Genomic DNA, 2520 nt, shown 5'->3' on the forward strand with positions numbered 1-2520 from the left:
GTATCAGCCGGACGCTGAAAAACGCTGAAAACTTCTGAACATCGCGTTTTTGATGTTATGAAGTGCGTGTTGCCGTGTATTTATCAGGCCCTTGCGCCTGTTCCACTTGCCTTCAGAGCCTCGCTCAGACATTCCTGCGCCCACTCGAAATCGTAACGTTTCACTGCACTCTCCAATTGCTGGAAACTGTTTACGAACGCCCCGCGCAGGACGCCCGCCTGTGTCGCGAAATAGGGCACTGCCTGCGCATCAAAGTCATCCAGCAGTTTATCGAGATGTCGGCAAATCGCCTGTAACTCGACAACGTCGACTGCTATGGGGTCTACCTCGACCGCACAGGGTAACTTCTCGTGTAATTGCCCCAGCAGTGCCTCCAAAGGCTCAGCCAAGACATCCAGACAGATCTGCAGCTCAGCGTGTGGCCTGTTTGTGCGCAAAGCCAGCTCCAATGCATCTGCCGCGTGCGCGACAGTGTCGGCACCAATGGTCGCTGACATACCCTTGCAGCTATGGGCCAACAGTTCGGCCTTCGCCAGCTTTCCCATCGCCAGCGCTGAGCGCAACTGCGAGAGCAACGGTCTCTGGCCGGCCAGATAGCTATGCAACAAATCCAGATAAAGGCTGCGCTTGCCCAGCACCCTGCGTAGCCCGGCCGCCACGTCAATGTCCACGCCACCGAGATCCAAGTCCCCATCGGGTGTGATATCGGCCGTACGAGTGACTACACCTTCAGGCGTTGCGCCGGTAGGCTCGATCCAACGCAGCAGCGTGCAGAACAGTGCGTCCGGGTCGATCGGTTTGACGATAAAATCCACCATACCGACCTCCCTGCAGCGTTCGCGATCAGTCAGCATGGCGTTGGCGGTCATGGCGACRATGGGCAGATCACGCTTGCCTGGCAAGGCACGAATGGCACGCGTCGCGCTCAGACCATCGAGTACGGGCATGTGCATGTCCATCAATACCAAGTTGTAATCGCCCTTTTGCACCTGGTAGATGGCAACTTTCCCGTTTTCAGCAATATCGACCAGCAATCCGGCGTCACGCAGCAGTTCGCTCGCCAACTGCTGATTCAGTGGATTGTCTTCGACCAAGAGTACTCGCGCACCGAAAATCGCCGCCATGCCCCCACCCAAGGTCGCATCCTTAGCGTCACCCACCCCCAGCATCCAGTCGCTGTTCGGGTTTGGGCATTGCAGTGTTGTGTGCGCAGCTGACATGATGCCGACCCGAGCGGTRAACCAGAAGGTCGAGCCCTGGCCAACGACGCTTTCCACKCCRACCGTRCCRCCCATCARWTTGGCCAGTTTYTTGGCAATCGCCAGMCCCAGGCCRGTGCCGCCGTATTGGCGGGTCGTCGAGGTGTCCGCTTGCTGGAAGCTTTGGAACAGGCGGCCCATTTGTTCTTCGGATAGGCCAATACCAGTGTCCTTGACCGCAAAATACAGTAGCGCATCAGACTCGCTGCGCTCATGCAGACAAACCTCGATGTTGATCTGGCCCCGCTCGGTAAACTTGATCGCGTTGCTGACGAAATTGATCAGCACTTGCCCYAGGCGCAGCGGGTCGCCCATYAGCGTGGTCGGGACRTCRCTGGCCACATCRAGGRTCAATGCCAGGTTGCGCTGCGCSGCCCGCGTACCGACCAGGTTCACCACGTTGTCGAGCAACKCCTCAARGGTGAACYCGGTSTGTTCGACRYTCAGCATGCCKGMTTCRATYTTGGAAAARTCGAGTACRTCGTTGAYGATGCCCAGCAAATGYTTRCCRGACTGCTGGATYTTSTCGATGTAGTCGCGCTGGCGCGGATTCAAGTCGGTTTTCAGCGCCAGGTAGCTCATCCCGATGATCACATTCATCGGCGTACGAATCTCATGGCTSATGTTGGCCACGAAGTCGCTTTTGTGTTGGTCGGCGATCTGAAGTTGGCGATTYKTTTCCTGGAGTTCAATGAACAAACAGCGCGACTGCTCACTGGCCTTGGTGGTTGTGTCGATCAGCGTCCTTAATTTGTCTGCCATCACCCGCACTCGGCCCAAGGCGCTGTCGTGAGGCGCATCAGCAATCGATACCTCCAGATTGCCCGTAGCAAGTTCGTTCAATACCCGATTGAGCTCGGCAGGAGCGCCTCCCAACAGTTCCAAGACCTGCCTGCGCCCACAGTAAATCAGCAAGCCAAACTCACCAATCAGCATCAGCAAAATCGCCACGAACAAGTTTTGCGCCACATTCAGCTTGTGGTTCGCAAGGGTCACTTCTTGCGTGGTGCGAGCATCCACTAACCCAAAGAAGTCGTCCACCGGCGCCATGACCCGTGCCTTGTAGAGATGGTATTGCGGGCTGTACAACAGTGTGCGGGCCAAGACGAGATCAGGCTCGGCATTCACCGTGTAATTGCCTTGGTCATCAGCAAACCGGCCCTTGACTGCGTTCATCGCCTCGACTTCGAGCTCGGTCAAATCGTCGGAATTGGCCTTCGCCTCTTTTAGCGTGTCAAACTCCTTATCCGAAAACCCTGCC

General features: G+C 56.6%; 1 protein-coding gene. It reads right to left on the bottom strand.

The window, feature by feature from the left end; genetic code table 11:
* Positions 1-83: 83 nt before the first annotated feature.
* Positions 84-2520, bottom strand: a 2437-nt coding sequence (locus tag AC1DRJ_RS24275; RefSeq protein WP_477804388.1) for a hybrid sensor histidine kinase/response regulator, incomplete at its 5' end; no start/stop codon positions are given.

Source organism: Pseudomonas sp. P5_B2 (assembly GCF_056400445.1).